This is a genomic window from Achromobacter sp. JD417, assembly GCF_041879325.1.
Lineage (GTDB): Bacteria > Pseudomonadota > Gammaproteobacteria > Burkholderiales > Burkholderiaceae_B > Achromobacter > Achromobacter mucicolens.
Genome location: NZ_CP087159.1, coordinates 2,383,875 through 2,410,097 on the forward strand (window position 1 = coordinate 2,383,875; position 26,223 = coordinate 2,410,097).

Genomic DNA, 26,223 nt, shown 5'->3' on the forward strand with positions numbered 1-26,223 from the left:
GAATCGCCCCAGGCAAACCGGCCCCTTCAGGGCCAACAGGCACGCGGCGCTTGCGCGGCGTGGGGCTACCTTTATTGAAATCGGGAATGCAATCTATGAATAAGAAAAGCGCTATGTGGCGCGGCGCGGCGGTTTTCGCGCTGACGGCATCGGCTCTCACCCTGGCCGCTTGCGGCAAGAAGCAAGAGGCGCCCCAGGCGGGCAAGCCGCAGGTCACGGTCGTCACCCTGGCGACGCAGCCCGTTTCCCTTACCACCGAACTGCCTGGCCGCACGTCCCCGTTCCGCGTGGCCGAAGTCCGCCCGCAGGTCAATGGCATCGTCCAGAAGCGCCTCTTCACCGAGGGCGGCGAGGTCAAGGCGGGCGAACAGCTCTACCAGATCGATCCCGCCCTCTACCAAGCCAACGTCGACAGCCAGAAGGCTGCGCTGGCCCGCGCCCAGGCGCAGCAGAAGACGGCCGCGCTGCTGGCCGAACGCTACAAGCCGCTGGTCGCCACCCGCGCGGTCAGCCAGCAGACCTACGACAACGCCGTCGCCTCGCGCGATCAGGCCGCCGCCGACGTGCTGTCGGCTAAGGCGGCGCTGGACACGGCCCGCATCAACCTCGTCTACACCAAGGTGCTGTCGCCCATCGACGGCATCATCGGCCGCTCCGCGGTCACCGAAGGCGCGCTCGTGACGGCCAACCAGACCAGCGCGCTCGCCGCGGTGCAGCAAATCGACCCCATCTACGTCGACCTCACGCAGTCCAGCGTGCAATTGCTGCGCCTGCAGGATGCCCTGGCCAGCGGCCAGCTGCAAAAGGCGGACGGCGAGCAGGCCGCGCTGGTCACGCTGACGCTGGAAGACGGCTCGCAATACAAAGAGACCGGCAAGCTCCAGTTTTCGGAAGTGACCGTGGATCCGGGCACGGGCTCGATCACGCTGCGCGCGGTGTTCCCCAATCCAAACCGGCGTCTGTTGCCCGGCATGTTCGTGCGCGCGCGCCTGGCTGACGGCGTTGCGGCCGACGGCCTGCTGGTGCCGCAGCGCGGCGTGACGCGCAACCAGCGCGGCCAGCCGACCGCGCTGGTCGTCAACGCCAAGAACCAGGTCGAACTGCGTGACCTGAAGACCGACCGCGCCATCGGCGACAAGTGGCTCGTGACGGACGGCCTGTCCGCCGGCGACCGCGTGATCGTGGAAGGCCTGCAGATGGTGCGCCCCGGCGTTGAAGTCGTCGCCACCGAGGCCAGCGCCAAAGCGCCGCAGCCGCAGCAGCCGCAAGCTGCCGGCGCCGCGCCGGCCAAGCAGTAATCAGGGAGCCACGCATGGCAAAGTTTTTTATCGACAGGCCGGTATTTGCCTGGGTGATCGCGATTGTGCTGATGATGGCCGGCGCGCTGTCCATCCTGCAATTGCCGGTTGCCCAGTATCCCAACATCGCGCCGCCCGCCATCGGCATCGCGGTGACCTACCCGGGCGCGTCCGCGCAGACCGTGCAGGACACCGTCGTGCAGGTGATCGAGCAGCAGATGAACGGTCTTGACGGCCTGCAGTACATCTCCTCGGAAAGCAACTCCGACGGCAGCATGTCCATCACGCTGACCTTCAAGCAGGGCACCAACCCCGACACCGCGCAGGTGCAGGTCCAGAACAAGCTCGCGCTGGCGCAGCCGCTTTTGCCGCAGGAAGTGCAGCAGCAGGGCATCCGCGTCACCAAGGCCACCAAGAACTTCCTGATCGTCGCGGGCTTCGTGTCCACCGACGGCTCGATGACCAAGGACGACCTGGCCGACTACGTCGCCTCGTACGTGCAGGATCCCATCAGCCGCACGCAGGGCGTGGGCGACTTCCAGCTCTTCGGCTCGCAGTATGCGATGCGGATATGGCTGGACCCGGCCAAGCTCGTCAACTACGGGCTGACCACGGTCGACATCACCACCGCAATCAAGGAACAGAACGTCCAGGTGTCGTCCGGCCAGCTGGGCGGCCTGCCGTCCGTGCGCGGCCAGCAGCTGAACGCCACCATCATCGGCCCGTCGCGCCTGCAGACGCCCGAGGATTTCGGCCAGATCCTGCTCAAGGTCAATGCCGACGGTTCGCAGGTGCGCCTGCGCGATGTCTCGCGCATCGAACTGGGCGGCCAGACCTACGCCATCGACAGCTTCTACAACGGCAATCCGGCTTCGGGCCTGGCCATCAAGCTGGCGCCGGGCGCCAACGCGCTGGACACGGCGCAGGCGGTGCGCGACACCATCAACAACCTCAAGCCGTATTTCCCGCCGGGCATGGACGTCGTCTATCCGTACGACACGACGCCGTTCGTCAGCCTGTCGATCCATGAAGTGTTCAAGACGCTGGTCGAGGCCATCATCCTGGTGTTCCTGGTGATGTATCTCTTCCTGCAGAACTTCCGCGCCACCATCATTCCCACGCTGGCTGTGCCGGTGGTGCTGCTGGGCACGTTCGGCGTGCTGGCGGCCTTCGGTTATTCCATCAACACCTTGACCATGTTCGGCATGGTGCTGGCCATTGGCCTGCTGGTCGACGATGCCATCGTGGTCGTGGAAAACGTCGAGCGGGTGATGGCCGAAGAGGGCCTCACGCCCAAGCAGGCCACGCGCAAGTCCATGAGCCAGATCACCGGCGCGCTGATCGGCATTGCGATGGTGCTGGCCGCCGTGTTCATCCCGATGGCGTTCTTCGGCGGCTCCACGGGCGTCATCTACCGTCAGTTCTCGATCACGATCGTGTCCTCGATGGTGCTGTCCGTGATCGTGGCCATCGTGTTCACCCCGGCCCTTTGCGCGACGCTGCTCAAGCCCATTCCCAAGGGCCATCATGGCGCCAAGAGGGGCTTTTTCGGGTGGTTCAACCGCACGTTCGAACGCAGCAGCAACGGCTACGCCAACACCGTCGCGCGCGGCCTGAACCGCACCAAGCGCCTGATGGTCGTGTATCTGGCGCTGGTCATCGCGATGGGCTGGCTGTTCACCCGCATCCCGACCGCGTTCCTGCCGGCCGAGGACCAGGGCATTCTGTTCGCCCAGATCCAGACGCCCGCCGGCGCCACCGCCGAAGCCACCAAGGCCGTCATCGACGACGCCACCAAGTACCTGCTGACCGAAGAAAAGGACGCCGTCACCTCGGTGTTCGCGGTCAACGGCTTTAACTTCGGCGGCCGCGGCCAGAACGCGTCCATCCTGTTCATCAAGCTGCGCGACTGGGAAGAGCGCGGCGATGCCAGCCTGAAGGCCGCCGCCGTGGCGGGGCGCGCCAACGCGCATTTCGCCCAGACGGAACGCCGTGCGAAATTGTTCGTCGTGCCGCCGCCGTCCGTGATGGAACTGGGCAACGTCACCGGCTTTGACTTCCAGCTCATGGACCGCGCCGGCGTGGGCCACGAGAAGCTGCTTGCCGCGCGCAACCAGCTGCTGGGCGAGGCTGCCCAGAGCCCGGTGCTGGTGGGCGTGCGTCCCAACGGCATCGAGGACGCGCCGCAGTACCAGCTGGATATCGACCGCGAAAAGGCCCGCGCCCTGGGCGTGGCCGTGTCGGACATCAACAGCACGCTGGCCACCGCGTGGGGCTCGTCGTACGTCAACGACTTCATCGACCGCGGCCGCGTGAAGAAGGTGTTCGCGCAGGGCGAAGCGTCCTCGCGCATGCTGCCGGAAGACCTGAACAAGTGGTACGTGCGCAACAAGGATGGCGACATGGTGCCGTTCTCGGCGTTCTCCAGCGCCACCTGGAGCTTCGGCCCGCAGAAGCTGAACCGCTACAACGGCGTGCCGTCGTACAACATCCAGGGCCAGGCGGCGCCGGGCTACAGCTCGGGCGCAGCCATGGAAGAAATGGAGCGCCTGGCGGCCAAGCTGCCGGTGGGTGTCGGCTTTGAATGGACCGGCCTGTCGTTCGAAGAACGCCTGTCCGGCGCCCAGGCGCCCGCGTTGTACGCGATCTCGCTCATCGTGGTGTTCCTGTGTTTGGCGGCGCTCTATGAAAGCTGGACCATTCCGTCCGCGGTCATGCTGGTGGTGCCGCTGGGGATCATCGGCGCGCTGCTGGCCACGCTGATGCGCGGCCTGTCCAACGACGTGTACTTCCAGGTGGGTCTGCTGACGACAATCGGGCTGGCGGCCAAAAACGCCATCCTGATCGTGGAGTTCGCCAAGGAGCACTATGAATCGGGCGCCAGCCTGACGGAATCGGCCATCCACGCCGCCCGCCAGCGTCTGCGTCCCATCCTGATGACGTCCCTGGCGTTCATCCTGGGCGTGACCCCGCTGGCGATTTCCAGCGGCGCGGGCTCGGGCAGCCAGAACGCCATCGGCACGGGCGTGATCGGCGGCATGCTGACCGGCACGTTCCTGGCCATCTTCTTCGTACCGGCTTTCTTCGTCATCATGCTGCGCGTGTTCAAGGTCAAGCGCATGAGCGAAAACGTCGACAAGCACGACACCAGCGCCAAGGGGCCGCAGGACGTGCCGGCGGAGGGTCAACCGTAATGACATTCCCGATGAGAACCTTGCTGTCTGTATCCCTGGCGGCGGCCCTGGCGGGCTGCTCGCTGGCCCCCACCTACGAGCGTCCCGATGCGCCCGTCGACGCGGCTTACCCCACGGGGCCGGCCTACAACGCCGCCCAGACGGCCGCACCGGCCGGCATGGCCGTGGCCGACATCGGCTGGCGCGACTTCTTCGGCGATCCGCTGTTGCAACAGCTGATCGAGCAGTCGCTGACCAACAACCGCGACCTGCGCGTGGCCGCGCTGAACGTCGAGGCGGCGCGCGCGCAGTACCGCATCCAGCGCGCCGACCTGGCGCCCAGCATCGGCGTGGCGGGTCAGGGCTCGGCCCAGCGCACGCCGGCCGACCTGTCGCCCAGCGGCCGGGCCACCACCAGCCATAGCTACCAGGTCGGCGCCGCCATGTCCGCCTGGGAGCTGGACCTCTTTGGCCGCATCCGCAGCCTGAGCGACAAGGCGCTGGAGTCGTATCTGGCGCTGGACGAAACTCGCACCGCCACGCAGCTCACGCTGATCGCCGAAGTTGCGAACGCTTACCTTACGCTGCGCGCGGATCAGGAGCTGCTCAGCCTGACGCGCGACACGCTCAAGAGCCAGCAAGACTCCTTCAACCTGACCAAGCAGAGCTACGACCAGGGCCTGTCCACCGCGCTGGACCTGAGCCAGGCCGAAGTGTCGCTGCGCACGGCCGAGCGCAACCTGTCGCAATACACGCGCCAGGCCGCGCAGGACCGCAATGCGCTGGTGCTGCTGGTGGGCCAGCCGTTGTCGCCCGAGATGGCGGCGGCGCTGGACAACGCGGTCAAGCTGGACGACAGCATGCTGCCGACCACGCTGCCCGCCGGCCTGCCGTCCGATCTGCTGGCCCGCCGCCCGGACATCCGTGCCGCCGAGCATCAGTTGAAGGGCGCCAACGCCAATATCGGCGCGGCGCGCGCCGCGTTCTTCCCCACCATCAGCCTGACGGGCTCGGCCGGCACCGCCAGCGCCAGCCTGGGCGGCCTGTTCGACGGCGGTTCCGGGGCCTGGAGCTTCGCGCCCCAGATCACCGTGCCGATCTTCGCGGGCGGCTCGCTGCTGGCGGGGCTGGATCTGGCGAAGGTGCAGAAGAACATCCAGGTGGCGCAGTACGAGAAATCCATCCAGACGGGATTTCGCGAAGTGGCCGATGCGTTGGCCGGCCGCGGCACGCTGGACGAGCAGATCCAGGCGCAGCGGTTGCTGGTGGACGCCAATCAGCGCGCGTATGACGCGTCCGAGCAACGTTTCCGGCAGGGGATCGACGATTACCTGAGCGTCTTGGATTCGCAGCGCTCGCTGTACACCTCGCAGCAGGCGCTGGTCGACACGCGTCTGGCGCGGCTGACCAATCTGGTCACGCTGTACAAGGTGCTGGGCGGCGGCTGGACGGAACGCACGGTGGCCGCGCCTGCCGCGCCGGCCGCGGCCGCGGGCTGATTGCCTGGCGCGCGTTTGGCGGTTTGCCATGCAAAACGGGCCGATCTTGCGATCGGCCCGTTTTTTTTGCCTGTCGGACGCGCGGACGTCAGGTGCGCTTTCTGGCGATCAGGCCCACCACGAACAGCACGATGATCGCGCCGACGACGGATCCGATCCATCCCGCGGGTTCGCCGGGGGCGTACCAGCCCAGCGATTGGCCCAGGAAGCCGGCCACGACCGCGCCGATGATGCCCAGAATGGTGGTCATGATGATCCCCATGTTCTGGTCCCCGGGCATGATGGCGCGGGCGATCAGGCCCACGATGAACCCGACGATGATCATGATGATGATGCTCATGCGCGTACTCCTTACTAGGGGAAAAGGGGGCAATGTGGACTGATGATACCCACGGATACCCGCGCCCCGCGCGCCACCGTTGTAACAACTGGTGTGCGGACCCCGCCCGTCGGGTCAGGAGGTCAAGTCGATGAGCTGGCGCACGTCCTTGGTCAGCGCCTCGATGCTGTCGGTGTCAGATGCCAGCAGGCGCGCCTTTCCGTCCTTGTCGAAAATGTACACGCCGCGGCTGTGCGTCACTTCGTACATGTCGGCGTCGTCGCCCGGACGGGGCTTTTCGATCTGGTAGGCCACGCGATAGCGGCGCGCCAGGTCCGCGATCTGCCTTTCGTTGCCCGTCACGCCGATGGCGTTGTTGTTGAAGGCATTGACGTAGGCCTGCAGGATGTCTGGCGTGTCGCGGTGCGGGTCCACGCTGACAAAGAGAATCCGCACGTCCTTGGCCTTGTCGCCCAGGTTTTGCAACACCGCGGTCAACTGCGCCATGGTGGTGGGGCAGATGTCCGGGCAGCTGGCATACCCAAAAAAGAGCAGCACCGTCTTGCCCTTCAGGTCGTCGCTGCTGACCGTCTTGCCGCCCGCGCCCGGTAGCGAGAACTTCAGGTCCGGCAGGTGCCCCTTGACGTTGTAAAGCGTCCAGTCCACGTTCCTGTCGCCGCAGGCGGCAAGAAACACACACAAAGCCATCAGCAGTCCGCCAAAGAAGCGGCCGGTAATCGAGTGTCGCATGGGTCCAGTAGCCGGAAGGGGGTAAACCTTTCGGATTCTACCTGCTGGATCCGTGGAGAGTTTGCGCGGCCGCAATGCCTTGTGCCGGCGCAGGCTGAAATCAAAAAAATGGCCCGCTCGATGGCGGCCATCTTCCGGAGAGGCGAAATGTGCTGCAGGCGCTCAAGGTGTCAGACACCCGATGAAGGCCGCCGCGAGGTGCGGCGGTGCATCAGGGGTGTCAGACACCGTCATCAACTGACCGTCATTCCGCTATGGCGCAGCAACGCATCGATACGCGGCGCGCGGCCGCGGAACGCGGCAAACGAATCGGCCGCCGGGCGCGAGCCGCCCACGGCCAGCACTTCGCGGCGAAAGCGCGCGCCGGTTTCTGGATCCAGCGTGCCCAGCGCATTGCCCGCCTGTTTGGCAGCCGCTTCCTCGAAGGCCTCGTACGCGTCCGCCGACAGCACTTCGGCCCACTTGTAGCTGTAATAGCCCGCGCCGTAACCGCCCGCGAACAGGTGCGAGAAGGCGTGCGGCAGGCGATGCCATTGCGGCGGGAACAGCACCGCCACTTCCTGGCGCACTTCCTGCAGCAACGCCAGCACCTCGGAAATCGACGCGCCCTTGCTGCGGTCGTGCATCAGCATGTCGAAGAGCGCAAATTCGATCTGGCGCACCGTCTGCATGCCGCTCTGGTAGTTGCGGGCGGCGACCAGGCGGTCGTAGAGCGCGCTCGGCAGGGGTTCGCCGGTGTCCACATGCGCCGACAGCTTCTGCACCACGGCCCATTCCCAGCAGAAGTTCTCCATGAACTGCGAAGGCAGCTCGATGGCGTCCCATTCGACGCTGGCGAACGCCGCGGCGCCGGGCTCGTCGACTTCGGACAACAGCGCGTGCAGCGCGTGGCCGGTTTCATGGAAGAGGGTGATGACGTCGTCGTGCGTCAGCACGGCGGGACGATCGCCGTTGGGGCGCGAGAAATTGCACGTCAGGTAGGCAATGGGCGTCTGCACCGTGCCGGCCACGACGCGGCGCGTACGCTCGCTGTCGACCCAGGCGCCATTCTGCTTGCCGGCGCGGGCGTACAGGTCCAGATACAGATGGCCGATCAGCGCGCCTTCGGGGCTTTCGACGCGCACGCCGCGCACGTCCCCGTGCCACGACGACACGGGCGTTTCGGTCAGGCGCACGCCGAACAGGGTCTGGATCACGTCGAACAGGCCGGCCAGTACGCGCGGCTCGGTGAAGTACTGTTTGACCTCGTCTTCGGAGTACGCATAGCGCGATTCGCGCAGGCGTTCCGAGGCGTAAGCCACGTCCCACGGCTGCAGGCTGTCCAGGCCCAGTTCGCCGGTGGCGTAAGCCGTGAGTTCGGCCAGGTCACGCTGCGCAAAAGGCTTGGCGCGCGCGGCCAGGTCGCGCAGGAACGCGGTCACTTCCTTGGCGTCGCGGGCCATGCGCGTCTGCAAGCGCAGCGCGGCAAACGTGCCCAGGCCCAGCAGGCCCGATTCTTCGGCGCGCAGCGCCAGCAGTTCTTCGATCAGCGGCGAGTTGTCGAACTTGGCGTCGCCCTGCTCGGACGCCACCGTGCCGTAGCCGCGGTACAGCGCCTCACGCAGCGAGCGATCCTTGGCGTACTGCATGACGGGCAGGTAGCTGGGCATTTTCAGCGTGAGCTTCCAGCCGGCCTTGCCGTCTTCGTGGGCGGCGGCGCGCGCGGCGGCGATCACGTCCGCCGGAATGCCGGCCAGGCGGCTTTCGTCTTCCACGATCAGCGACCACGCGTCGATGGAATCGAGCACGTTTTCCGAGAACTTCTGCGAGGCCTGCGCCTCGCGATCGGAGATCTGGGCATAGCGTTCACGGTCCGCGCCTTGCAGTTCGACCCCGCTCAGGCGGAAATCACGCAGGGCCATTTCCACGATGCGGCGGCGCACCGGCGTCCAGGACGCGAAGTCGGGCGCGGCGGCCAGCCGCTGATATTGCTTGTACAGGCCTTCGTGCAGGCCCACCCAGGTCGAAAACTCGGTGACCAGCGGCAGCGCGGCGTTATAGGCCTCGCGCAGCTCCGGCGTATTGACGACCGCATTCAGATGGCCGGCCACCGACCAGGCGCGCCACAGGCGCTCGGACGCGGTGTCCAAGGGCTCGACCACGGCCTCCCAGGTGGGCGCGAGCGCGGGATCGGCAGCCTGGTCGACGGCCTTGCGGGCGATGCCCAGCAGCTCCTCGACGGCAGGCACGATATGCGCGGGTTTGACGGCCGCGTAATCGACCAGTTCGGACACGGGAGCGAGCAGGGGGTTCTGAGTCATGGTGTTACCGGCTTATTGAGTGGCGGACGACGCGCGCGGCGCGCCGGCGATAAGGATCAGGTGAGGGCGATCGTCCCGAACGCAAGGCCCGCCGGCGGACGGGGAGGGTGTCTGCCCCCAAAGTTGCGGCAGGTGTCTGACACCCTTGAGAGGCCCGCTCAAGCTGAAGCGCGTCTCACACGGGTGTCAGACACCGGGTTTCATGCGGGGCGCCAGGCACCCATTTGCGGCAGGTGTCTGACACCCTTGAGGCGCCCGTTCAAGCTGAAGCGCCTCTCACACGGGTGTCAGACACCGAGGTCTATGCAGTCAGCCCGCAGCGCGTTCCGCCGCTTCGACCGTGTTGACCAGCAGCATGGCGATGGTCATGGGGCCGACGCCGCCGGGGACCGGCGTGATGGCGCCGGCCACTTCCTTGGCGGACGCGAAGTCCACGTCGCCGCACAGCTTGCCGTCGGCGCCGCGGTTGATGCCTACGTCGATGACGACGGCGCCCGGCTTGATCATCGAGCCGTCGATCATGCCCGGCTTGCCGGTGGCCACGACCAGCACGTCGGCGCGGCGGGTCTGGGCCGCCAGGTCGCGCGTCTTGGAGTTACAGATCGTGATGGTGGCGCCGGCCTGCAGCAGCAGCATGGCCATCGGCTTGCCCACGATGTTGCTGGCGCCCACGATGACGGCCTCGGCACCGCGCAGGTTCACGCCTTCCGATTCCAGCATCTTCATCACGCCATATGGCGTGCAGGGACGGAACAGCGGCTGGCCGGTCATGAGCAGGCCCGCGTTGCTGATATGGAAGCCGTCCACGTCCTTTTCGGCCGCGATGGCCTCGATGACCTTGTGGGCGTCCATGTGCTTGGGCAGGGGCAGCTGCACCAGGATGCCGTGGATGCTGGGATCCTGGTTTAGGACCTGGATGCGGGCGAGCAGTTCGGCCTCGGTCATCTCGGCCGGGTATTGCTCTTTCACGGAATGCAGTCCGGCCTTTTCGCAGGCCGCGACCTTGTTGCGCACATACACCTGCGACGCGGGATCCGCGCCGACAAGCACAACGGCCAGGCCGGGGCGGGTGCCCTTGGCGGCCAGGGCCGAGACACGCTCGGCGACTTCTTCGCGAATGCGCTGCGAGAGCGCGGCGCCGTCAATAATCCTTGCGGTCATGCGTGTGCCTCGGGTTTGGCCAGAGCCACTTTCATCAAATCTGCAACGGTGGTCACTTCAAGTTTTTCCATGATGTTGGCGCGGTGCGCCTCGACGGTCTTGATGCTGATGCCCAGGTCGTCGGCGATCTGCTTGTTCAAGCGGCCCGCAACGATGCGCTCCAGCACCTGTTGCTCGCGCGCGGTCAGGCGCGCCAGCATGGCTTCGTGGTCCTTCTGAGCCTGGTGCTTGCTCACGCGCTGCGTGGCCTGCTCCAGCATGCGCGCCACGATCTCGCGCAGGTCGGATTCGTTGAACGGTTTTTCCAGGAAGTCGACGGCGCCCTTCTTCATGGTGGACACCGCCATGGGCACGTCGCCGTGGCCGGTGATGAACACGATGGGCAGCGGGGCATTGCGCGCGATCAGCTGTTCCTGAAGTTCCAGGCCGCTCATGCCGGGCATCCGCACGTCGGCGATCAGCACGCCGATCTGGCTGGCGTCGTAGTCTTCCAGGAACGATTCGCCGCTGGCGTAGGCGCGAACGCGGTATCCATTGGCTTCAAGCAGCCAACGCAGCGAATCGCGGACCGCTTCGTCGTCGTCGACAATGAATACCGTGCTCGACAGGTGGGGCGTGTTCATGCGTGCAACTCCTCGGACTGATCGTTCTGGGCCTGCGTCTGGGTCGCAGCGCAGGGCAGGGTGAAGCGGAAGATAGTACCGCCGGCCGGGTTGGGGTCAGCCCATAGGCGGCCGTGATGCGATTCGATAATGGTACGGCAGATATTCAGCCCCATGCCCAGGCCCTGGGACTTGGTGCTGAAGAACGGTTCGAACAGGCGCTCGGGTTCGGCCAAGCCGTGGCCGCGGTCCACCACGGCCACCTCGATATGCTGGTCGTGGAGAATTACGGCAACCTTAAGCTCGTCGGACTCGCTCTTTTCCATGGCTTCCAGCCCGTTCTTGAGCAGGTTCAGCAGTACCTGTTCAATAAGGATGGGGTCGGCCAGGACGTCGGGCGCGTTGGACGGCACGAAGCTGTCGATGCGGATCCGGCGCTTGCGGGCGTCGATCTCGGCAAAACCGATGGCGTTGTCGACAATGCGGCCGATCGCCACGCGCTGGCGGCGCGGCTCGCTGCGCTTCACGAATTCGCGGATGCGGCTGATGATCTTGCCGGCGCGCTCGGCCTGCGAGGCGGCTTTTTCCAGCGCGGGCAGCAGCATGTTGGGACTGGTGTGGCCGGCCTTGACCAGGGCCACCGCGCCCATGCTGTAGTTGGCAATGGCCGTCAGCGGCTGGTTCAGTTCGTGCGCCAGCGACGAGGCCATTTCGCCCATGGTGGTCAGGCGGCTGGTGAGCTGGATCTTTTCCTGCTGCACGCGCGACGCTTCCTCGTGGCCGCGGCGCTCGGTGATGTCGCGCGCCACCTGCATGCGCACGCGGCGTCCGTCGGTCCAGGCCAGCATTCGGTGGTGGACCTCGAACCAGCGCTGCACGGACGGCGCGAAGACTTCGACCGATTCGTCGGTAAAGCGGCCGCGGCGGCCGGCCAGCAGCTCGTCGTGACCGCCCGTCTGCGCGCCGAACACGCGGCGATAGGTGCGGTTGGCGAACAGCAGCTCCAGCCCGTCATGCGTGTCGGCGGTGACCGAGATGGCGTCGTCCAGGCCTTCCAGCACGGTCATGAAACGTTCGTGGGCGGCGGTCAGGGCCTCGCGGATGCGCTTGGGCTCGGTGATGTCCGTCATGGACGTCATCCAGCCGATCTGGTTGCCGTTGGGGTCCAGGAGCGGCGATACGTACATGCGCGCCGTAAAGCGCGATCCGTCGCGCCGCTGGGCCTCGACCTCCAGGCCGCTGCTGGGCGTCTTGCCCGACATCAGCACGTCCAGCGTGTGCTGGTGCTGTTCGTGGCGGCCCGGCACCCAATAGGGGAAGGGCGGGCTGCGGCCGATCAGGTCGGCCTCGTTCCAGCCGATCATCCGGCAGAAGGCCGGGTTCACATAGGCGATGCGACCCTCCATGTCGAGCACGCGCATGCCCGTGGACATGGAGTTTTCCATGGCGCGCCGGAACCCGGTCTCGGCAATGAGGGCGGCTTCGGCGGTGGACCGGAAGCGGGTATATCGCCACAGCATCAAAAGGCTGATGACGATGACGCACGACAGCGCCAGCACGACCCAGATCAGGCGTTGCTGGCGTAGTTCCTGGTCAATGGTGACAAACATGACGCTGTCGTCATGGATGCGCTGCAACCAGAAGAACACGCCCATCACACAGATATAGAGGATCAGCACCATGGCGGGCGTGACCCAGTACACCCCGCGCCGCCGGGTGCGGGCGTGATCGTGGAAAGGCGTAGGTATGTTGGACTTGGGCGCGCTGGACATGGAATTCGGGGCCGGTAGACCGCGCATTTTAGTGCGTGTTGGAACGGAATTGCCGGGAATCAAGTCCACCATTCGTCCTAGCCCATAAAAACGAGGGTGTTCAGCAATTCAGGTTCTATTCAATTTTCCGCATTATGAAATGCCGTACCGCAACATGAAATTTTCCTTGCGACCGGTTAATCTTCTTTCTTAGAATGCCGCCTGACAGGGAAACCGCCCCTGGCAGGTCCTTAGAACGCCCCGACCCCATTCATCACATGGTAGCCCGGATGATCCCGGCTACCATGCAATGTCCGCGAGCAGATCAATAAGCGGTTTGTGGTCACGAACGAACCCCAACAGGAGACACACGATGTCCTCTAACGCCCAGGCTGGCGCCGTGCAGGCCGCCAACGACGAAGACACCCTTGAAACCCAGGAGTGGCTCGAAGCCCTGGCAGCCGTCCTTGATCGCGAAGGACCGCAGCGCGCCCATTACCTGCTGGAACGCCTGATCGACGAAGCCCGTCGCTCCGGCGCTCACATTCCGTTCTCCCCCAATACCGCTTACGTCAACACGATTCCCCCCGGCCTGGAGCCGGCGCACCCGGGCAACCTGGAGCTGGAATCGCGCATCCGTTCGTACGTGCGCTGGAACGCCATGGCCATGGTGGTCAAGGCCAACAAGCACAACCCGCCCGATGGCGGCGACCTGGGCGGCCACATCGCGTCGTTCGCCTCGCTGGCCACCATGATCGGCTGCGGCCAGAACCACTTCTGGCATGCTGAAGACGAAGGCCACGGCGGCGACCTGGTCTACTTCCAGGGCCACACCTCGCCCGGCATGTATGGCCGCGCCTACCTCGAAGGCCGCCTGACCGAAGACCAACTGAACCATTTCCGCCAGGAAGTGGACGGCAAGGGCCTGTCCTCGTACCCGCATCCGAAGCTGATGCCGGACTTCTGGCAGTTCCCGACGGTGTCGATGGGCCTTGGCCCGCTGATGGCCATCTACCAGGCCCGTTTCCTGAAGTACCTGCACGCCCGCGGCATTGCCGACACCAGCAACCGTAAGGTCTGGGTGTTCTGCGGCGATGGCGAAATGGACGAACCCGAATCGCTGGGCGCCATCGCCCTGGCGGCCCGCGAAAAGCTCGACAACCTGATCTTCGTCATCAACTGCAACCTGCAGCGCCTGGACGGCCCGGTGCGCGGCAACGGCAAGATCATCCAGGAACTGGAAGGCGACTTCCGCGGTTCGGGCTGGAACGTCATCAAGCTGATCTGGGGCGGCTACTGGGATCCGCTGCTTGCGCACGACAAGGAAGGCATCCTGCGCCAGATCATGGAAGAAACCGTTGACGGCGAGTACCAGGCGTACAAGGCCAACGACGGCAAGTTCGTGCGCGAACACTTCTTTGGCAAGCACCCCAAGCTGCTGGAAGCCGTGTCGCGCATGAGCGACGAGGACATCTGGCGCCTGAACCGTGGCGGCCATGATCCCCACAAGGTGTACGCGGCCTTCAAGTCGGCCAGCGACCACACCGGCCAGCCCACCGTCATCCTGGCCAAGACCATCAAGGGCTACGGCATGGGCCACGTCGGCCAGGCCAAGAACCCGACCCACCAGCAAAAGAAGCTGGAGCTGGATTCCATCCGCGAATTCCGCGACCGCTTCGGCATCCCCATCCCGGACGACAAGCTGGCCGATCTGCCGTACTTCAAGCCGGCCGAAGACTCGCCCGAAATGAAGTACCTGCACGAGCGCCGCGCCGCGCTGGGCGGCTACCTGCCGCGCCGCCGCGCCAAGGCCGACGAACAGCTCAAGGCCCCCGCGCTGGACGCGTTCAAGGCCGTGCTGGAGCCCACCGCGGAAGGCCGTGAAATCTCGACCACCCAGGCCTTCGTGCGCATCCTGAACCAGGTCCTGCGCGACAAGGAACTGGGCCCGCGCGTCGTGCCGATCCTGGCCGACGAATCGCGCACCTTCGGCATGGAAGGCCTGTTCCGCCAGATCGGCATCTACGCGCCGGAAGGCCAGAAGTACACCCCGGTCGACAAGGACCAGGTCATGTACTACAAGGAATCGGCCGACGGCCAGCTCCTGCAGGAAGGCATCAACGAAGCGGGCGCGATGAGCTCGTGGATTGCGGCGGCCACGTCGTACTCCTCGAACAACCGCATCATGATCCCGTTCTTCATCTACTACTCGATGTTCGGGTTCCAGCGCATCGGCGATCTGGCCTGGGCCGCTGGCGACATGCAGGCGCGCGGCTTCCTCCTGGGCGGCACCGCCGGCCGCACGACGCTGAACGGCGAAGGCCTGCAGCACGAAGACGGCCACAGCCACATCCTGGCCTCGACCATCCCGAACTGCGTCTCGTACGACCCGACGTTCGGCCACGAGCTGGCCGTGATCATTCAGCATGGCTTGAAGCGCATGGTGGAAGACCAGGAAAACGTCTACTACTACCTGACGGTGATGAACGAAAACTACCCGCAGCCCGGTCTGACCAAGGGCGACGAGGAAGGCATCATCAAGGGCATGTACAAGCTCAAGTCGCACGGCAAGGGCAAGAATCGCGTGCAGCTCATGGGTTCGGGCACGATCCTGCGCGAAGTCATGGCCGCGCAGGAACTCCTGGCCGCCGATTGGGACGTCGCCTCGGACCTCTGGAGCGTCACCAGTTTCACCGAGCTGCGCCGCAACGGTCTGGACGCCGAACGCCACAACATGCTGCACCCCGACGAGAAGAAGCCGCAGGTCGCTTACGTCACGGAACAGCTGGCCAAGACGGAAGGCCCGATCATCGCGTCGACCGACTACATGAAGCTCTTTGCGGACCAGATCCGTCCGTTCGTGCCCAAGGGCCGCGAATACAAGGTGCTGGGCACCGATGGTTTCGGCCGCTCGGATTTCCGCGCCAAGCTGCGCGAGCACTTCGAGGTGGATCGCCACTTCGTCGTCGTGGCCGCCCTGCGCGCGCTGGCCGACGAAGGCAAGGTGCCGGTCGCCAAGGTGGCCGAAGCCATCAAGAAGTACGGCATCAATCCGAACAAAGCCAACCCGCAATACGCCTGAGGGTAAAGAGACATGAGCAACATCGTGCAAATCAAGGTTCCCGACATCGGCGACTTCAAGGAAGTGGAAGTCATTGAAGTGCTGGTTGCCGTGGGCGACACGATCAAGGCGGAACAAAGCCTGATCACGGTCGAATCCGACAAGGCCTCGATGGAGATCCCCGCGTCGCAGGGCGGCGTGGTGAAGTCCATTTCCGTGAAGGTCGGCGACAAGGTCGCCGAAGGCGCGGTCGTGCTGGAAGTGGAAGCCGCCGAGTCGGACGCTGGCGCCGCCAAGGAAGAGGCCGCCAAGGCCGAGTCCAAGCCGGCTGCCAAGGAAGAACCCAAGCAGGCGGCCGCCGCCGCGCCCAAGGCCGAGGCCTCGGCCCCCGCTGCCGCCAGCGGCCCGGTCGAGATCGAAGTGCCGGACATTGGCGACTTCAAGGAAGTCGAAGTCATCGAAGTCATGGTCGCGGTCGGCGACACCATCAAGGCCGAGCAAAGCCTGATCACCGTCGAGTCCGACAAGGCCTCGATGGAGATCCCGGCGTCGCAAGGCGGCGTGGTCAAGGAAGTGAAGGTCAAGGTGGGCGACAAGGTCGCCAAGGGTTCGGTCGTGGTGGTGGTGGAAGGCGGTGCGCAAGCCGCTGCCGCGCCGGCCGCCAAGTCCGAAGCCGCGGCCCCGGCCGCCAAGTCGGAAGCGAAGGCCGAGGCCAAGCCCGAGGCCGCCGCCTCGTCCGCCCCGGCCGCGCGCCCGGCCCCGGCTGCCGCCCTGGAAGACGCCAACCTCAAGCCCGGCCAGCTGCCGCACGCCTCGCCGTCCGTGCGCAAGTTCGCGCGCGAACTGGGCGTGAACCTCTCAAAGGTCAAGGGCACCGGTCCCAAGGAACGCATCACCGCCGACGACGTGCGCGGTTTCGTCAAGCAGGCCCTGTCGGCTGCCCCGGCGGCCGCCGCTGCCGGCGGTTCCGCCGATGGCGCCGCGCTGGGCCTCTTGCCGTGGCCGAAGGTCGACTTCACCAAGTTCGGCCCGATCGAAGCCAAGCCGCTGTCGCGCATCAAGAAGATCTCGGGCGCAAACCTGCACCGCAACTGGGTCATGATCCCGCACGTCACCAACAACGACGAAGCGGACATCACCGACCTGGAAGCGCTGCGCGTCACGCTGAACAAGGAAAACGAGAAGTCGGGCATCAAGGTCACGATGCTGGCCTTCCTGATCAAGGCCGTGGTTGCGGCCCTGAAGAAATTCCCCGAGTTCAACGCCTCGCTGGACGGCGACAACCTGGTGCTCAAGCAGTACTACCACATCGGTTTTGCGGCCGACACGCCCAACGGGCTGGTGGTGCCGGTGATCCGCGATGCCGACAAGAAGGGCATCCTGCAGATCGCCCAGGAAATGACCGACCTGTCCAAGAAGGCGCGCGACGGCAAGATTTCGCCCGCCGAAATGCAGGGCGGCTGCTTCTCGATCTCGTCGCTCGGCGGCATCGGCGGCACCTCGTTCACGCCCATCATCAACGCGCCGGAAGTGGCGATCCTGGGCGTGTCGCGTTCTTCGCACAAGCCCGTCTGGGACGGCAAGCAGTTCGTGCCGCGCCTGATGGTGCCGCTGTCGCTGTCCTACGACCACCGCGTCATCGACGGCGCCTCGGCCGCGCGCTTCAACGCCTATCTGGGTGCGTTGCTGGCCGACTTCCGCCGCATCGCGCTGTAAACGGGGAGCCCTATGAGCAATACCGTTCAAATCAAAGTGCCGGACATCGGCGACTTCAAGGAAGTGGAAGTCATCGAGGTGCTGGTGGCCGTGGGCGACACGATCAAGGCGGAACAGAGCCTGATCACGGTCGAGTCCGACAAGGCCTCGATGGAAATCCCGGCGTCGCAAGGCGGCGTGGTCAAGTCCATCGCCGTCAAGGTCGGCGACAAGGTCGCCGAAGGCGCGGTCGTGCTGGAAGTGGAAGCGGCCTCGGGTGCTGACGCTGGCGCCGCCAAGGAAGAGGCTCCCAAGGCCGAATCCAAGCCGGCCGCCAAGGACGCTTCCAAGCCGGAAGCCCCCAAGGCCGACGCGCCTGCCGCCAAGGCTGCAGCGCCCGCCGCCGCCACCTACAGCGGTTCGGCCGACGGCGAATACGACATGCTGGTGCTGGGCGCGGGCCCCGGCGGCTATTCCGCCGCCTTCCGCGCTGCCGACCTGGGTCTGTCCGTGGTCCTGGTCGAACGCTACAGCACGCTGGGCGGCGTCTGCCTGAACGTGGGCTGCATCCCGTCCAAGGCGCTGCTGCACAACGCCGCCATCATCGACGAAGCGCGCGAACTGGCTGCCCACGGCATCAGCTTCGGCGAGCCCAAGATCGACCTGGACAAGCTGCGCGGCTACAAGGACAGCGTGGTCGCCAAGCTGACCGGCGGCCTGGCCGGCATGGCCAAGGCGCGCAAGGTCACCGTGGTGACGGGCGTGGGCGAGTTCGCCGACGCCAACCACCTGACGGTCAAGGGCGCCGACGGCAAGTCGCAGACCTTGCGCTTCAAGCAGGCCATCATCGCCGCCGGCAGCCAGTCGGTGAAGCTGCCGTTCCTGCCCCAGGACGAGCGCATCGTCGATTCCACCGGCGCCTTGCTGCTGCGTGAAGTGCCCAAGAAGATGCTCATCATCGGCGGCGGCATCATCGGCCTGGAAATGGGCACGGTGTACTCCACGCTGGGCGCGCGCCTGGATGTCGTGGAAATGCTGGACGGCCTGATGCAGGGCGCCGACCGCGACCTGGTCAAGGTGTGGCAGAAGAAGAACGCCTACCGCTTCGACAACATCATGTTGAAGACCAAGACGGTGGGCGCCGAGGCCAAGAAGGACGGCATCTACGTCACCTTCGAAGGCGAGGGCGCGCCCAAGGAGCCGCAGCGCTACGACCTGGTGCTCCAGGCCGTGGGCCGCAGCCCCAACGGCAAGAAGATCGGCGCCGACAAGGCGGGCATCGCCGTGACCGACCGCGGGTTCATCGAGGTCGATCGCCAGATGCGCACCAACGTGCCGCACATCTTCGCCATCGGCGACATCGTCGGCCAACCCATGCTCGCCCACAAGGCCGTGCATGAAGGCCACGTCGCCGCCGAAGCCGCCGCCGGCCAGAAGTCCTTCTTCGACGCGCGCGTCATCCCGTCGGTGGCCTACACCGATCCGGAAGTGGCGTGGGTCGGCCTGACCGAAGACGAAGCCAAGAAGCAGGGCATCAAGATCGAGAAGGGCGTGTTCCCGTGGGCCGCCTCCGGCCGCGCCATCGCCAACGGCCGCGACGAGGGCTTCACCAAGCTCATCTTCGACGCCGAGACGCATCGCATCCTGGGCGGCAGCATCGTCGGCACCCACGCGGGTGACCTGATCAGCGAACTGGCCCTGGCCGTGGAAATGGGCGCCGACGTCGTCGACATCGCCAAGACCATCCACCCGCACCCGACCCTGGGCGAATCGGTGGGCATGGCCGCGGAAGTCGCCGAAGGCGTCTGCACCGATCTGCCGCCGATGAAAAAGAAGTAACGCGCCGCGGCTTGCCGCGGTCGCAACAAAAAGCGCCGCCCCTTTTTGAGGGGGCGGCGCTTTTTTTCGTGTGTGCGTGGTGGATGTGTGCGTTGTGGATGCGTGCGTTGTTTATCCGGCGTCGATTCGCCGATACGAGGCGGGCGAAAACCGCAGGGCCAGCGCCAGCAGCACGACCGCGCCGGCCAGCATCACGATCCATGCCTCGGTCAAACTTGCAAACCGATCGCGCAGGACGCCCGCCAGCAACGGCATGAAGCTTGCAATCAAGTAGCCTCCGCCTTGCACGAAAGCGGCCAGCATTCCCGCTTGCGCGGGATCGTCCAGGTGGTCCATCGCCACGATCAGCGACAACGGAAAGAGCGCGCCGATGCCGATGCCCAGGAGCAGGCACGCCAGCAGCGCCAGCTTGAGGGGGGCCAGGATCAGGCATATCAATCCGCAGATCAGAAGGGTCAACACGGCGGCCAGCGGCTTGCGGCGATCCGCAAACCTGCCGATCCATGCCGACACGGCCAGACCCGCCATCACTTCGGCCAGCGTCAGGCCGCCCAACAGAAAGCCCGCGGCGGAAGGTTCCCAGCCGAGACTGGTATAGAACGGCGGCAGCCACGCCAGCACCAGCGTGTAGGCCCCGGTGCCGATGCCAAAGAACAGCATCAGCTCCCACGCCCGCAGATTGCGCCAGAAGCTTCGCGGCGCCACGCGAGCCGGGCGATGAAGGGGCGATGTCGCGTCGGCTCGACCTTGCGCGGCCTTGAGCCACAGCGGCAGTGCGAGCAGGGCGGGTACGCTCCAGAAGGCCAATGCGGCGGGCCACCCGAAGCTGCCTGCAAGTCCCGCAGCGCTGGCCGCCGCCACGGCCGCGCCCGCCATGATGCCGGTGGTGTACAAGCCAAACACGCGTCCCATGTCATGCGCGAAATTGCGCTTGATGAAGGCAGGCAGCAAGGTCTGCACCAGCGCAATGCCGACCCCCGCCAGCACCGCCGTCAGCAGCAGCCCGTAGGTCTGCGTCCCGACGAAGCGCGCCGCGCAAGCAACGGCCACCAGCGCTACGCCCAGCGCGATCCCGATCCGCTCATTCAACCACCCCGAAATGCGTGCACCCGCCAGCGCGCAGACGCCCATGACGAACACGGGCAAGGTGGTCAACAGGCTGGCCTGCGTATTGGTTGCGCCGGTGGCCGTCTGGATCATGTCCAGCAACGGCCCGATGGCGGCCAGGGCGGGCCGCAGGTTCAGCGCCACGGCCACGATGGCGACGATGGCAAACAAGGGGCGTAACCTTACGCGCGTCATGGATATCTCGACATAAAGTTATTTGATGTCGAAGTATATAGACGACATGGTACGTTCAGCAACGGGATATCATTGCTGCCAACGCAAATAGCTTTACGCCGAGACAACCATGAATGACCGTGCAAGGCGCGCGCAGGAAGAATGGCAGCGCGAGCGGCCCGACATTGACGCCAACGTGATGGCGCTGGTGGGGCGTCTGCTGCAAGCCACGCATCTGCTGGAGCGCAACTGGTTCCTGCCCCTGGCCGCGCAATTCGAACTGCATCAAGGCGAATTCGACGTCATCGCCACGCTGCGGCGGTCGGGCAGCCCCTACGCCATGACGCCCACCGACCTGCATGAAGGCCTGATGCTGTCGTCAGGCGCCATGACCAGCCGCCTGGACCGCCTGGAGCGCAAGGGCCTCATCGAACGCGTGCCATCACCCAACGACCGGCGCAGCACGCTCGTGCGGCTTACCCCGGCCGGTCTGGCGCTCATCGACAAACTGCTGCCGCTGCACGTGGCGAATGAGCAGCAGGCACTGGCGTCGTTGACGCAGAAGGAGCAGGCGCAGCTGGATGGGTTACTGGCGAAGCTGCTTGTGGGGTTAGGGCGCAAGCCGGGGGATTGAAGCGGCGAACCCGGTATTGCGTTGCCAGCGGCGACTGCCGCACCAATGGCGCAAGTGTCTGGCACCGGTCTTCATGCAACGGAGTTTCGTGCTCCACATATTTCGCAGGTGTCTGACACCCTGGAAGCGCCGTCGCAATTTGAGCCGACGTCCCATGGGTGTCAGACACCGGTCTGGCTCAAGCACCATTTTTCATATTCTTTGCGCCTTGCTTGTGGGTCCGGTCCCATCGCTACATACAGGTCATGCAAATCCAGTTGTTTGTCGCTGACGATTCCCATCCGGGCCTGATAACTCGACCATCGGTATTCCGAGGCGGATGCGGTCAGGCCGGCTCGTACCGGATTCAGTTCGATATACATGCAGCATGCAAGCAGATACTGCTCAGTATCGATCACCCGCGATTTGAATCGGGCTTCCCATAGCGAGCCGGCGACGTCCCTGCGCGCATTCCAACGTCGCGTCGCACGTTGCGCGATTCGTTGCATTAGCATCGACACCGTACGCGGGTCGTCCTGCGGCGCGAGCAATAGATGCACATGGTTCGGCATCAGGCACCACGCGTACAACGCGACGCCCAGGGACTGGCGGTAGTCGTGGAGATCCTCAAGGTAAGCGCAATAGTCTTCCGGCTCATCAAACACAGCGCGCTGCCGATGGCCGCGCTGGACCACATGGTGAGGCTGATGCGCAATAAGAATTCGAGGTCTTCTGGCCATGGCTACACGTGAATGAATGGAATAGCAGGCAGGATAGCGATAGCCAGGTCTGCGGGGCGCGTGCGAGAGATAATTTTGGTGCTGCTGATGGCGGTGCGCCGGTGTCTGACACCCTGGAGACGGCGGTGAAATTCGAAGCGGATCTCTCCAGGGTGTCAGACACCTCATCAGATGATGAGCAATTTTGGCCCTGCGAATGCTGCCGCTCGGGTGTCTGACACCCTTGAAGCATTGGTGCAACTTGAAGCGGATCTCTCCAGGGTGTCAGACACCCATCCACTGCCGCGCCCAATAGAAAAGCCGCCCGTGGGCGGCTGTCTGGTGTGCGAGTCGTCGCGGCGTATTGCCGCGGGGTGCTGATTCAGGCGTGGGTGTTGATGCGCGAACCCAGCGTGCCGTCAATCGCCAGCACCGGCAGCGACTGCAGTAGCGTGGCGACCGAGTCGGCTTGCGCGTTGATCGCTTTTTTCGTGACCGAGGCCTGGACTTCCATCATGAGATTCGCGTCGCGCAGGGCCAGCGCGGAATTGACGGTGTTGTTGACGGAAGCATCCATGGTCTAGGTGTCCTGGTGATGTGAGGCCGGGTCAACGGCCGAAGCAAGTCGCATTATGCGGCACGCCGTTGGAATGATGCAAAACATTTCGCAATGATCGCGAGCCGTGTTGCATTGTGGCGCGAGTACGTGGCGGGTATGTGACATGTCCGATCCCTGCGGGTTATGGGCGCGCCGTGTCATGAGCGGTTTTGGCTCATTACGGTTGCGCCGGACATTCCTTCACTTTGCCCCAGCCTTGATTGGGTTCGCAGAATTGCTTGCGCGCTGCCCATGCGCATTCGGGACGCTCGAAGAAACCCAGTTCCGCGCACCGTTCCAGTTCGCCATCCAGCGCGGCGACCCACGCCATCGGGTCCGGCGCGGGAATGACGGTGATGCGCAGCGAAGGCTGCGGACCGGTGGGCGCGTGTTCGGAAGTCGATGGGGAGGCCGCAGCGCGAGCCGGTTCGGCGGATGCGGCCGCCGGGGCGGCATGATCCGACGCCGAAGAAGCCCCGTCGGCGCGTTCCGGCGCTGAAGAAGCCCCGTCGGCATGATCCGGCGCTGAAGAAGTCCCGTCGGCGTGATCCGCCGCTGCAGGAGCCGCGTCTGCACGATCTGGCGCTGAAGAAGCCGGCGCGGCCTGATTCGACGCGGAAGCAGCAGCGTCCGTCTCAGGCCGGTCTGCCGCGGAAGAGGAGGCGTCCGGCGCTGGCCGATCCGACGAGGAATCAGTCGCCTTGTTGTCTTGGCGTTCCTGCGGTGACGGCGCGGCGCGCTTGTTGGCCGCATCCGATTCAGGCGGCTGGGTCGGCAGGGGAGTCAGGGGCACGCGCACCGGACTGGCGGCTGTCGAGCCCGACGTTGCCGTGTTGGGCGAATTCCACGACACGACGAGCAGCACCAGCGCGCCATAAATGGCCAGCGTATAGATCACGGTCACCGCCGCACATCCCACGCTGCGGCGCGTGATGGGTTCGCCATCGTCGCGCCCGAAGAGGCCGCGCCACCCGACCAGCGCCGCGCCGGGCGCCGAGATCAGCCACCAGCCCAGGCGCCGAACCCAGCCCGGGTCCTGCCGCGGCAGCGACGCGTGCACCTGCGCGGCTAGCAATTCGCGCAGGGCGCGGTTTTCTTCCTGCAGGCGCTGGGTCCGCGTGTCCGCCGGCCCCTGGCCGTCTGGATCCGGAGTGCCGTCGTGCTGCGTAGCGAGTGGATCTGGAGGCGTGGCGGTCATCGGGTGAAAAATATGGATACAAAGGCGTGCGAGCGCAATTATGAAGTAAGGAAGAAGCGGGGCAAAGGGAGAATTGGGGGATAAAAGTCACGTTAGGACCGTGTGTCCCGTTCCCTTAAGGCAAGATTGCGCATCCGAACAAGATGGCGGCCAAGACCGGAGGCCGCCGCTGCGCAATAGCTGGCGCTTGTTCGTGAAGCCGTGGCCGTGAGCAGGCCGTGCACAGGGAGAAGGGACGCCTATTCCAGAATGGCGTAGCTGATGTGCGGCTCGTAGGTGAAACGTTGAATTCGCAGCTTGTTCAATCCGAGCTTTTCCATGACGGCGAGGGTTTCGCCTGGCCAGGTGCGGTTGTTCAATTCGTCGAACACGATCACGGCCCCTTTGGGCATGCGGGGTACAAAGTGCTCCAGGCAAATCTTCGTTGGCTCGTACAGGTCCAGGTCCAGGTGTAGCAGCGAGACCACCGTCTGCGGTTCGCGTTCGAGATAGCGGGGCACGCTTTCGGCCACGTCGCCCTTCACCAATTCAACTTTTTGTATATGCCCAATAAAGCGGTTTGCATCAAACAGTTCGATGGCGCGGTGAAGGTCGGAGTAGCTGTCCGCTTCATATCCGTGTACGCGCCGCTCGGTCGTTTGAATCACGGCGTGCTGGTCCTGCTCGGAGATGCCGGAAAAGCCCGAGAACGTATCAAACCCGACGATGCGCCGCTGCAGATTCACAGGTTCGAGCGTGGCGCTGAGTTGGGCAAACGTCATCAATCCACCGCCCCAATTGACGCCGCACTCCATGATGTCGCCCTGCACGTGCAACGCCATCTTGAACAGTTCTGATAGACACAGGAATCGCGCGATGGTTTGGCGTGGGACGAAGCAAGCAAAGTTCTCTAGCTTCTCCACGGCATTGCCGCGGGCGCCATTGAAGAAGTCACCCAGGTCGGCGCGGTAGTTGACTTCGCGGCCAGTGCTGCGGCCATCCTGGCGAAAGCGCGAAGGGTCGATGGTGTCGTTCATGCTGCTGTATTTTCCGTTTCGGCTTGGCGTCGCTTTTCGGCATCATGGCTCGGGTAGTCGACGTAGAAGATGTTGGTCCGGTCGCCGGTGGGAAACCGCTGGCGGCGATACTCTGGATCGGCCAGGTCGGTGACGCGAAGTTGGGTCGTCCAGCGAATTTGCTTGCCCAGATTGGGAGTACTGCGATGCAACAGCATCTGTTTGAAAATCACCACGTCGCCTCGGCTTGCCGTGATGGTTTCAGGCGCCTCGGTCACGTCCCAATCCAGGCTCAGATCCCGTTGCAGGAAGGGCACGTAGGGCGCGATTACCTTGTCGCTAATCCGTTTGAAGGGATAGATGCCGCGCTTGTGGCTGCCCGGGATCACCTGGATCGTACCGGATTGCAAATTGACGTCCTGAAAGGGTACCCAGAGTGTCACGGCGTTCGCGGATCCCAGCAGGTAAAGCGAATCTTGGTGCCAGGCAAAGAGGTGGCGCGAGTCGGCTGGTTTGTCCAGACGCATGTTGCAGCAGCCCATCAACGACGGGTGTGCCAAGCCAAGCTCCCGACATAGTTCATGCACTGCAGGGCTGCCGGACATGCGCGACAACGCGGGCAAATACTTCAGCCTGTCGTACAGGAGCGATTGCGTGGCGGGTTCCAAGTCGTATCGCTCGTAGTCCCGTGCATCGAACCGGGGGCCGACAATGCGTTGGCCCAGCTCCGTCAGCTGGTTCTCCAGTTCGATCAATTCGCCATGTTTCCAAAAGTCCTTCAAGACCAGATAGCCTTCGGATTCAAAGCGATCGCGCAGGGTGGTGCTCATGATGTTGTTACCGTTGTCTGAATTCTTCTGGCGTCTTCAAGCGCCGGTTTCTTCCCGCCAGCCCAGCACCTTCATCGGATTGCCGCCCTGGATGGAAAATGCCTCCACCTCACCGCGTACGACGGTGCCGGCGGCGACCACGCATCCTTCGCGAAGAATGGCGCCGTCCAGCAGCACGCAATTGGCCCCAATCCAGACATCGTCCTCAATGACGATCCCGCCCTTGCTGGGACGAAATCCCTGTTCACGAATGGGCTGGTCGCGGCGACGGAATTCGTGGTTTGCGGGCGCGAATGTGCAGTTCGCAGCGACAGCCACGCGCGCGCCCATGCGGATGCCGTGGCCCGTGTAAAGGACGCAGCCAGCGTTGATGACGCAATCTGGCCCGATCTCGACGTCGCCGGATCCGCCTGCAGGCTTGATCTTCACGAAAGCGTCGATCACTGCATTCGGCCCGATCAGGATGCGCGTGCCGCGTGTGGAATCTTCGATGTCGGCAAGCCGAGATACACGGGCGGTGGGATCGATGTGAATCATGGCG

20 protein-coding genes are annotated in these 26,223 nt (G+C 64.8%); 7 read left to right on the forward strand and 13 right to left on the reverse strand.

The window, feature by feature from the left end; all coding sequences use genetic code 11:
* Positions 1 to 95 precede the first annotated feature (95 nt).
* From LN047_RS10930 to adeC, 3 genes are read left to right on the forward strand one after another with little or no spacing between them, the layout of a single operon-like run.
* Positions 96 to 1,298: an efflux RND transporter periplasmic adaptor subunit gene (locus tag LN047_RS10930; protein ID WP_373981752.1), complete on the forward strand. Its 1,203-nt coding sequence runs from the start codon at positions 96 to 98 to the stop codon at positions 1,296 to 1,298.
* A 14-nt stretch (positions 1,299 to 1,312) separates the two neighbouring features.
* Positions 1,313 to 4,492, forward strand: coding sequence for an efflux RND transporter permease subunit (locus LN047_RS10935; RefSeq protein WP_373981753.1), 3,180 nt, complete (start codon positions 1,313 to 1,315; stop codon positions 4,490 to 4,492).
* Entirely contained in the window at positions 4,492 to 5,970 is a 1,479-nt protein-coding gene (gene adeC, locus LN047_RS10940; RefSeq protein WP_373981754.1) for an AdeC/AdeK/OprM family multidrug efflux complex outer membrane factor, read from the forward strand. The genes LN047_RS10935 and adeC overlap by 1 nt, the downstream gene beginning before the upstream one ends.
* 88 nt (positions 5,971 to 6,058) lie before the next feature.
* Here the strand turns inward: adeC and LN047_RS10945 are convergent, their stop codons facing one another.
* The 6 genes from LN047_RS10945 to LN047_RS10970 all read right to left on the reverse strand — a co-directional run bounded on the left by LN047_RS10945 (position 6,059) and on the right by LN047_RS10970 (position 12,874).
* Positions 6,059 to 6,310, reverse strand: coding sequence for a GlsB/YeaQ/YmgE family stress response membrane protein (locus LN047_RS10945; RefSeq protein WP_056316497.1), 252 nt, complete (start codon positions 6,308 to 6,310; stop codon positions 6,059 to 6,061).
* 114 nt (positions 6,311 to 6,424) lie between these two features.
* Complete coding sequence (locus LN047_RS10950) at positions 6,425 to 7,039, reverse strand: SCO family protein (protein WP_373981755.1); 615 nt, start codon at positions 7,037 to 7,039, stop codon at positions 6,425 to 6,427.
* A 233-nt stretch (positions 7,040 to 7,272) separates the two neighbouring features.
* Entirely contained in the window at positions 7,273 to 9,339 is a 2,067-nt protein-coding gene (locus LN047_RS10955) for a M3 family metallopeptidase (RefSeq protein ID WP_373981756.1), read from the reverse strand.
* Between the two features lie 309 nt (positions 9,340 to 9,648).
* Positions 9,649 to 10,500: a bifunctional methylenetetrahydrofolate dehydrogenase/methenyltetrahydrofolate cyclohydrolase FolD gene (folD, locus tag LN047_RS10960; RefSeq protein WP_056316504.1), complete on the reverse strand. Its 852-nt coding sequence runs from the start codon at positions 10,498 to 10,500 to the stop codon at positions 9,649 to 9,651.
* Positions 10,497 to 11,123 carry a response regulator transcription factor gene (locus LN047_RS10965; RefSeq protein ID WP_006219003.1) on the reverse strand — a complete coding sequence of 209 codons (627 nt, stop codon included), beginning with the start codon at positions 11,121 to 11,123 and terminating at the stop codon, positions 10,497 to 10,499. The genes folD and LN047_RS10965 overlap by 4 nt, the downstream gene beginning before the upstream one ends.
* Positions 11,120 to 12,874: a PAS domain S-box protein gene (locus LN047_RS10970; protein ID WP_056316505.1), complete on the reverse strand. Its 1,755-nt coding sequence runs from the start codon at positions 12,872 to 12,874 to the stop codon at positions 11,120 to 11,122. The genes LN047_RS10965 and LN047_RS10970 overlap by 4 nt, the downstream gene beginning before the upstream one ends.
* 352 nt (positions 12,875 to 13,226) lie before the next feature.
* On the opposite strand from LN047_RS10970, the gene aceE reads away from it, so the two are divergent.
* From aceE to lpdA, 3 genes are read left to right on the forward strand one after another with little or no spacing between them, the layout of a single operon-like run.
* Positions 13,227 to 15,935: a pyruvate dehydrogenase (acetyl-transferring), homodimeric type gene (aceE, locus tag LN047_RS10975; RefSeq protein WP_056316508.1), complete on the forward strand. Its 2,709-nt coding sequence runs from the start codon at positions 13,227 to 13,229 to the stop codon at positions 15,933 to 15,935.
* A gap of 12 nt (positions 15,936 to 15,947) precedes the next feature.
* Positions 15,948 to 17,630: a dihydrolipoyllysine-residue acetyltransferase gene (gene aceF / locus LN047_RS10980; RefSeq protein WP_373981757.1), complete on the forward strand. Its 1,683-nt coding sequence runs from the start codon at positions 15,948 to 15,950 to the stop codon at positions 17,628 to 17,630.
* Positions 17,631 to 17,642: 12 nt separating this feature from the next.
* On the forward strand, positions 17,643 to 19,448 hold the full coding sequence (gene lpdA / locus LN047_RS10985; protein ID WP_373981758.1) for a dihydrolipoyl dehydrogenase: 1,806 nt from the start codon (positions 17,643 to 17,645) through the stop codon (positions 19,446 to 19,448).
* Positions 19,449 to 19,559: 111 nt separating this feature from the next.
* On the opposite strand, the gene LN047_RS10990 is transcribed toward lpdA, so the two are convergent.
* On the reverse strand, positions 19,560 to 20,750 hold the full coding sequence (locus LN047_RS10990) for an MFS transporter (protein WP_373981759.1): 1,191 nt from the start codon (positions 20,748 to 20,750) through the stop codon (positions 19,560 to 19,562).
* A gap of 109 nt (positions 20,751 to 20,859) precedes the next feature.
* On the opposite strand from LN047_RS10990, the gene LN047_RS10995 reads away from it, so the two are divergent.
* Complete coding sequence (locus tag LN047_RS10995) at positions 20,860 to 21,363, forward strand: MarR family winged helix-turn-helix transcriptional regulator (RefSeq protein WP_152384159.1); 504 nt, start codon at positions 20,860 to 20,862, stop codon at positions 21,361 to 21,363.
* A gap of 161 nt (positions 21,364 to 21,524) precedes the next feature.
* Here LN047_RS10995 and LN047_RS11000 read toward each other — a convergent pair whose 3' ends face one another.
* The 6 genes from LN047_RS11000 to LN047_RS11025 all read right to left on the reverse strand — a co-directional run bounded on the left by LN047_RS11000 (position 21,525) and on the right by LN047_RS11025 (position 26,219).
* A complete protein-coding gene (locus tag LN047_RS11000; protein WP_373981760.1) occupies positions 21,525 to 22,082 on the reverse strand; it encodes a transposase in 558 nt (185 codons plus the stop codon).
* Positions 22,083 to 22,443: 361 nt separating this feature from the next.
* Positions 22,444 to 22,638: a putative motility protein gene (locus LN047_RS11005; RefSeq protein WP_056316520.1), complete on the reverse strand. Its 195-nt coding sequence runs from the start codon at positions 22,636 to 22,638 to the stop codon at positions 22,444 to 22,446.
* Between the two features lie 199 nt (positions 22,639 to 22,837).
* A complete protein-coding gene (locus LN047_RS11010; protein ID WP_373981761.1) occupies positions 22,838 to 23,857 on the reverse strand; it encodes a hypothetical protein in 1,020 nt (339 codons plus the stop codon).
* Positions 23,858 to 24,096: 239 nt separating this feature from the next.
* The gene (locus LN047_RS11015; RefSeq protein ID WP_226848979.1) at positions 24,097 to 24,873 is read right to left on the reverse strand and encodes a class I SAM-dependent methyltransferase; all 777 of its coding nucleotides are present in this window, start codon (positions 24,871 to 24,873) and stop codon (positions 24,097 to 24,099) included.
* Entirely contained in the window at positions 24,870 to 25,682 is an 813-nt protein-coding gene (locus LN047_RS11020) for a phytanoyl-CoA dioxygenase family protein (RefSeq protein ID WP_226848981.1), read from the reverse strand. Before LN047_RS11020 ends, LN047_RS11015 begins: the two co-directional genes overlap by 4 nt.
* 36 nt (positions 25,683 to 25,718) lie before the next feature.
* Positions 25,719 to 26,219, reverse strand: coding sequence for a DapH/DapD/GlmU-related protein (locus LN047_RS11025; RefSeq protein WP_373981762.1), 501 nt, complete (start codon positions 26,217 to 26,219; stop codon positions 25,719 to 25,721).
* Between the last annotated feature and the right edge of the window lie 4 nt (positions 26,220 to 26,223).